General features: G+C 63.1%; 7 protein-coding genes and 1 pseudogene. 4 read left to right on the top strand and 4 right to left on the bottom strand.

Annotated features, from left to right (window positions below; translation table 11 throughout):
- From ACE03M_RS11540 to hpf, 4 genes and pseudogenes are all read left to right on the top strand, one after another.
- Positions 1–211 (top strand): annotated as a pseudogene (locus ACE03M_RS11540) (hypothetical protein); the annotation flags it as partial.
- Positions 208–1929, top strand: coding sequence for an LpqB family beta-propeller domain-containing protein (locus ACE03M_RS11535; protein ID WP_485934045.1), 1722 nt, complete (start codon positions 208–210; stop codon positions 1927–1929). The pseudogene ACE03M_RS11540 and the gene ACE03M_RS11535, both read left to right, overlap by 4 nt.
- Before the next feature lie 60 nt (positions 1930–1989).
- A complete protein-coding gene (locus ACE03M_RS11530) occupies positions 1990–2712 on the top strand; it encodes a ComF family protein (protein WP_143921240.1) in 723 nt (240 codons plus the stop codon).
- A 66-nt stretch (positions 2713–2778) separates the two neighbouring features.
- Positions 2779–3438, top strand: a complete 660-nt coding sequence (gene hpf / locus ACE03M_RS11525; RefSeq protein WP_143921241.1) for a ribosome hibernation-promoting factor, HPF/YfiA family — start codon at positions 2779–2781, stop codon at positions 3436–3438.
- Positions 3439–3535: 97 nt separating this feature from the next.
- Here hpf and ACE03M_RS11520 read toward each other — a convergent pair whose 3' ends face one another.
- The 4 genes from ACE03M_RS11520 to ACE03M_RS11505 all read right to left on the bottom strand — a co-directional run bounded on the left by ACE03M_RS11520 (position 3536) and on the right by ACE03M_RS11505 (position 7108).
- Positions 3536–4627, bottom strand: coding sequence for a DUF418 domain-containing protein (locus tag ACE03M_RS11520; RefSeq protein ID WP_485934044.1), 1092 nt, complete (start codon positions 4625–4627; stop codon positions 3536–3538).
- A 67-nt stretch (positions 4628–4694) separates the two neighbouring features.
- Positions 4695–5336, bottom strand: coding sequence for a response regulator (locus ACE03M_RS11515; protein WP_485934043.1), 642 nt, complete (start codon positions 5334–5336; stop codon positions 4695–4697).
- A 28-nt stretch (positions 5337–5364) separates the two neighbouring features.
- A complete protein-coding gene (locus ACE03M_RS11510) occupies positions 5365–6510 on the bottom strand; it encodes a sensor histidine kinase (RefSeq protein WP_485934042.1) in 1146 nt (381 codons plus the stop codon).
- A 40-nt stretch (positions 6511–6550) separates the two neighbouring features.
- Positions 6551–7108 (bottom strand): hypothetical protein, encoded by a 558-nt coding sequence (locus tag ACE03M_RS11505; RefSeq protein ID WP_485934041.1) that lies wholly within the window; start codon positions 7106–7108, stop codon positions 6551–6553.
- Positions 7109–7113 lie beyond the last annotated feature (5 nt).

Below are 7113 nucleotides of genomic sequence, written 5' to 3'. Positions count from 1 at the left end.
TGGCGACGCAGACACCGATGCTGACGAAGTTACCGAGCACCCTGGCGACGCAGACACCGATGCTGACGAAGTTACCGAGCACGGCAGCGACACAGACACCGATACCGACACAGACACCGCGCACCGAGTCGGCGGCAACGCTGACTTTGAGATCGACATGGACACCGTTTGGCCCCCGGATACAGCACCTAAAGGAGGATCGCAGCCATGACGACATCCCGAGGTAAAAAGGGTCTGCAGATGCTCATCCTCGCTGTGTTGGCCAGCCTGGCGCTGGGGGCCTGCTCCTCGATTCCGAGCAGTTCGCCCGTGGGACACATCGAGGCAGGATCCGGTGACCCGGGTGCCAGCAGCGCTCGGATCCCAGACGGACCCGAACCCGGCGACAGCGTCGGTGAGATCGTCCGCGGCTTTCTCTCTGCCGGCGCCGGAACCGGAAATAACTTCTCCGTCGCCAAGTCCTTCCTCACCGAGGCCGAGGCACAGGAGTGGAACCCGCAGGAATCGGTGTCGCTGCTGCCCAATGAAACCGATCTGGATTCGATCAACGCCGAAGTCACCTCCGACCAGAAGACGCTGACGCTATCTGTGCCGGTCGTCGGACTCGTGAACTCGTCGGGAATCTTCAACTCCACCAAACCGGGAACCCAGTCGAATCTGGAGTTCTCCCTGCGGCAGGAGAACGGTGAATGGCGCATCGCCTCGGCGCCCGACGGTCTGCTGATCTCCCAGACAGAGTTTCAGACGATCTTCCTCAACTACTCTCTGCAGTTCTTCACCTCCGACTACTCCTACCTGGTTCCCGACTCCCGCTGGTTCCTCCGCTCCTCGTCAACGCCCACAGCTCTCATCAACGAACTTCTCAGCGGCCCGGCCTCCTATCTCTCGGGCGCGGTCGTGACGTCGATACCAGACGGAGCGAAACTCAGCGATACGAACGTGGTGACCATCGAAAACGGCGTCGCGCACATCGCCCTGAGCAACCAGGGGGACGCGCCGACGGACAAGGAGAAGGGAATGATCCGACAGCAGATCGCATCGACGCTCAAGGTCATCCCCTCAATTTCGAGCATCGAACTGACCATCGGCGGACAGGTCGTGTCGGAGAGCCTGCAGCCGAAGACCGACTCCTCGGTCCAGGTCGACGGGCCCCCGGTGGTGCTGGCCAAAAACCGGCTCTCACGCATCTCGGGCACAACCGTGGCGAAGGTCGAGAACAGTCCGGACCTGTCAAAGGCCAAGGCCAGCGACCCAGCGGTCTCGTTCGACGATTCGCTCTACGTCTACCTGCAGAACTCCGGGAAGGAGCTGATGCGCCTCAAGGCCGACACCATTGATGCGACTCCGATCCTCAAAGGCAAGAGGCTCGTACGCCCGAGCATCGATCGGTTCAACACGGTCTGGACCGGGGAACGCGACAACAAGGGCAAGCTCACAGCCATCGGCGAAGACAGCACGGAATACACGATCGCCACGGACATCCTGTCCGGTCGAGACCTCATCGATCTGGAAGTCTCCCGCGATGGTACTCGGATTGCGCTGCTGAGCAGGCACAAGGGAGAGCCCTCACGCATAGACGTCGTCGGCATTCCGCGTGACAAGGCGGGAAATCCGTCCAGTGCAGTGTCTGACTCGCCGATCGAGGTGGGGTCGAACTTCGACGAGATCAAGGACATCTCCTGGGCCGGATCGACCTCACTGGTTGCGTTGGCTGCAGCGGAGGGCGAACGAGTCCAGCCGTTCCGCATCGGCGTCACCGGGCCTCCTGCACAGCTGGGAGAGGTCCCCGACGGCAGTCGGATCGCCTCCGGTGAGGATGGTCGTTCGATCCTCGTGACGAGCTCATCTGGAGAGATCTACTCCTACAATTCCAATGCCTGGCAGAAGCTCATCGACATCTCGGCGAAATACCCCTCTTACCCGGGCTGAGGCTTCAGAGAGTCGGAGACAGCGGAGCCGCCTGCAGACGCGGCATAGTAGATTTCTCCCATGGGACTGCTGACCGAATTCGGCGAACTCTTCCTGCCCCGCCGGTGTGCCGGCTGCGGGCGGGAGGATGTCTCCCTGTGCACGGCCTGCCTGAGTCTGCTCGGCGGCATCCCGCGTGCCATGGAACCGAGATACGGTCAGATTCCCGTCGTGGGAGTCTCAGAATACAGCTCGCAGATTTCTCATATGGTGGTCAGCTTCAAAGACAACGGCCGCCGCGACATTCTCGACCCTCTTGCCCTGGCGCTTGCGCGTTCCGTCACAGCAGCCTTGGAGTTGGCTCATCATCCGGGAGGTCGGGTCAGACTCTTTCCCGCGCCGAGTTCCCCGCGGGCACGGAGACGCCGAGGCGGTTCCCACACCGCTGTCCTGGCTCGCCGTGCGGGAGAACTCGTGCCCGAACTGTCGTTGGAGGTGGTCGACGTCCTTCTCACCAGACGCCATCACGATCAGGTCGGTTTGGGAGCCCACGCCAGGGAGCGCAACGTGGCGAAGTCGCAGTATCTCAACCCGGCGATTCTGCCTTCGATGTTGTCTGGAGAGGGCGGCGAGACCGCGCTGGAATCCGGTATCGATCTTCTCGTCGATGACTTCGCGACGACCGGAGCAACTCTGGCAGAAAGCGCAAGGGTATTAGCATCGGTGCAGATCAGACCCGCTGCAGGAGCCGTTCTCGGTCTCGGCCGCGGGGGCACTCGATTTGTCTCTCCCTTTACTGTATAACGGGGGATACCCATCCAAGGGAATGGGATCGGATGAATCCGAAGAACGAGTCGCTAAGGACGCATCATGGACATTGTTGTCAACGGACGTCAACTGACCATCTCCGACAGCTTTCGCGCCCACATTGAGGACAAGATTGCGAAGGTCGAGCAGCTTGCACCCCGAGCTCAACGAGTCGAGGTACACGTCGCTCATGAGAAGAACTCCCGTCAGCCGGAGACGAGCGAGCGAGTAGAGCTCACGGTCGTTGCGAAGGGCCCGGCCATCCGTGCGGAGGCCATGGCGAGCGACAAATATGCAGCTTTGGATCTGGCTTGGGCGAAGCTCGTCGAGCGATTACGGCGCGCCAGAGACCGCAACAAGGTTCCTCGAGCCGGTCACCACCGAAAGGAATCCACAGCCGAGGCCCTGGCGAAGATGCCCGTCGCCGAGTCTCTGGTTCCCGACGAGGGTCAGGCGATCGACGCGAACGAATCCGCGAACAACGATCAGACCAACGGCCGCATCAAGGCCGAAGGCGACTCACCCGTGGTTCTGCGTGAGAAGACATTCAACGGCGCTCCCATCGGCATCGAAGAGGCGCTCAACCGTATGGAGCTCGTCGGACACGACTTCTATCTGTTCATCGACGAGGATTCGAGCAAACCGTCCGTCGTCTATCGTCGCAAGGGGTGGAGCTACGGTGTGATCACTCTCGATCACGAACTGCAGGGCGTCGCCGACTGACCTGAACTGAGCAGTGCTGACCTGGACACTCGAACAGCACGATCGCCGAGGTGGGAATCCCCACCTCGGCGATCTGCGTCTGCGGTCGAATCCGGTCTCAGGCTCGAACACCCTCGCGGCCCCAGGTGACAAGGCGCCAGAGCTTCTCCAACGGTCCCTGTCCGACAAAGCGCAGCCACAGCGCCGAGACGAGGATCTGGATGACCATGATGCCGACGCAGACGAGCACGCCTGCCAGATATCCGCCATGGTCATCGAATTGAGCCAGGTCGGGCTCAACAGCCTTGACGGCGAGGATGAGCAGTGTGGCTCCGATGTAGTTGCTCAGCGCCATGCGACCCAGCGGTGCGAAGAGCGGCCGCAGAAGCGCCTCGGCGGGGGTGAGCATGAGGAGCATGACGAGGACGACGAGGCCCAGGGCCATGATGATGCCCAGTCCGGCCGTAATCCACAGGTGCAGTTGGCGGGTGTAGAAGTCGGTGAGGAGGAAGCCGAGGACGGAGATGCTCGCGCTCAGCGCACCGATCAGTGCGAGCCGAACCGGATGACGCAGTGCACTGCGGATCATGTCGGTGTACCCGATGGAAAATCCCAGTAAGAACAGGCCCGGGATGATGACGAGTCCTCCACCGGACCACACGCCTGCGGCCAGGAGCAGCGCTCCGCCGACAGAGGTCGACACGGCGAGAGCCCGGGCGGGTATCCAGGTCGAGGGAAGCAGGATGACGATCGCCGCGATCGCATACGGCAGCAGGGCTTCACCGGGCTGCAGGACCATGTGGCCGGCACCGAGGAGTCCGAGGAACAGGAATCGGCGCAGCAGCGCCAGCCTGGGTCGGGGGCTGCGGGCTGTGGCGGAGTTCCACATGATGCCGAAGCCGACGCCGAAGAGGATGGAGAAGATCGGGAAGAACCGGTTCTGTACGAAGTCCTGCTCGACAGCGCGGATGCTCTCGACTGCGCCGGATTCGTCGAGAGCGCCGAGACCGAAGATCGGCGGGAGATTGACGATCATGATCCCGCACAGGGCGAGTCCGCGCAGTACGTCGAGAGTCGCAATTCGGGCTCTGCCTGCAGGACGGTGCGTGGCGGTGGCAGGGGCGCCGACGTCGATGGCGGTGCCGGCGTCGGCGTCGGTGACGGCGGATGTGGGCGCGGACGATGGTTGGTCGCTGGTATCTGAACTCATGACTTCCATCCTGGTCGAGGCCCGGAGCGGCCCGCATCGGCACAATGGCCGGAAGTGTGAGCAGGGGTCAGCCGTTCGGCTGATTCATCACGCCCGACTCCCACATCCGAGCGGCGATCTCGACTCGATTGCGGGCCGCGAGACGTGTTTGGATGTTGCCCAGGTGGCTCTTCACGGTGCCCAACGAGATGTAGAGCTCGGCACAGATCTCCTGATTGGTCCGTCCCCGCGCCACAAGGCGAGCGACATCATTCTCCCGCTCGCTGAGCCCGGCAACACGGTTCTCACCTGTTCTGCCCTTCTGGGAGCGGCGGCTGAGCAGATCCAAGGTCAGTGACGGTGAGATCAGGGCGTCACCGTTCGCGGCAGCTTTGACTGCGGCCAACAGCAGGTCGGGCCCGGCGTCCTTGAGGAGGAATCCGCTGGCACCGCCGTTCAGAGCTGCGTCGACGTAGTCGTCATCGTCGAAGGTCGTGACCATGATGACCTTGGAGATCGGTGTCAGGCGCGGCAGTGCCGCAAGACCGTCGAGCGTGGGCATGCGGATGTCGAGGAGGATGACGTCGGGACGTTCGCGCTTGGCCAGCTCGATGGCATCGACCCCGTCAGAGGCCTGCCCGACCACCGTGATCGACTCATCCGCGTCGAGGATGAGTGAGAATCCCATCCGCACCATTTCCTGATCGTCGACCAGCGCCACTGAAATCACGTTCGTCCTCTGTCGCCTCGTGTCGGACTCATCCCTGAACTCTCGAGGTCAAGGGTATCCGAGTCTCGAGCACCCAACCCCCGTCCTGGCTGGGCCCGGCGAACAGATCCCCGCCGAGGTGGTCGACCCGTGCGGCCAGACCGCGCAGGCCGGTTCCGCTGCCGGAACCGATCCCACCGGCACCGGGACCATTGCCCACAGTGAGGACGATGTCATGACCGGAGCGGTCCCCGGGCCTGGCCGAGGCTGTGGTGAAGACGCGGACCATGATCGGCACCTCGGCTCCCGCATGCCGACGGATGTTCGTCAGCGCTTCGGAGAGCACACGGTCGAGCACGGGCCAGATGGCGGAGGGAACCGCCTCGGTGTCGGTGCCGTCGATATCGATGCTCAGGTCCTGGGCACCGGCAAAGCCCTTGGCCCGGTCGAGGAGGGCCTGGATGTTGGAGGCGACGGGGGCTCGGGGGCCGGAGCCGATCGAGTCGGTCGCGGTGTTTGAGACCAATGACCGGATCTCAACCAGTGCTCGTGTCCCGGACTCCTCGATCTTGCCCAGAGCGGTCTTGAGGATTCGGGGATCCTCACTGCGGGCCGCCGCCTGGGAGAGGACGACGATACCGGTCACCTCGTGGGCGACCAGATCGTGGAGTTCGGTGGCCATCCGACGTCGTTCCGCCTCGGCGGCGGTGGCATGGCGTTCGATGAGGGAACGATCGATCATGCGCAGAAGCAAGCCCAGGGACAGGCTGACCACGATCACGGTGGAGGCACCGAAGGCGAAGGTGAGCCCGTCGCCCCAGCCCATCAGGCCGGGTTCGATGACATTGCCAACGGACAGCAGGATGAGCAGCAGCAGCTGTGTGCGGGTGGCGAACCATCGAGCGAGCATCACCACCGTCACCAGACTCAGCCACATCACGGTCAGGCTCAGAGTTGATGCGAAGGCGACAGGGACGAGGGCGAGGAGCAGGAGGAGGGCGGCCAGCGACAGCAGACCGAGGGGTGGGACCCGGCCCCCGGTGGAGCGGGACTGGGTGAGTACCAGGATGGGCAGAACCGTGGCCAACGCGAACAGGTTGGCGATGACGAGCGGCCAGCCCGAACCGGTGAGCAGTTCGAGCAGGAACGTCAGGGGCAGGGGAAGAAGCCACAGCCACGTGATCACAGTCTTCATCGCTTCCCAGTCTAGTCAGGCCCGGTGCTCAACCTGCGGATCATCCTGCAGCGCGGCAGTCGGGGGAGGCGTATTCGAGTTCGACGACGACGCCGGAGTCCGTGACCGCAGAACTCTTGACCGTGACGTCCTGATCCAACTCGATCTGACCGGCGCGGTGATCATCGGCGAACAGCTGCAGTCGGTCGTCGGCGGAGAAGATGACCTTGGAACCGTTGATCATCGCGGCCTCTGTGAACGACCCGTCAGGCCGTTCGATCGGATCGACATCACCGTCCGGGTGGTCGAAGGTGACGAACCGTGACAGGCGGTTCGCACGACCCTGACTGAGCTGGTGGACGAGCAGCTGGTCCTTGTTCGTTCCGGCCTGCAGCCTGAGATCGACATAGCTGAGGTCGGCGGAGTCACGCATGGCGTAGAGGATATAGGGCCTGCCATGGACATCGATCGCTGTGGCGTCGTTCCCGCAGGCGTCGAGGAAGCCCTCAACCTGTGCTTCGAGGGCGAGCTTCGACTGGTGTTCCCAGACGAAGAGTGCGCCGATGGAGGCGGCGATGAGGCAGAGCGCCGAGGCGAGTGCGATGAGGGCTTTCTTCATGGTGG

This window comes from Brevibacterium sp. AGC70 (genome assembly GCF_057334195.1).
Note: the sequence above shows the minus strand (reverse complement) of the source record. Positions and strands in the feature narration are given on the sequence as shown.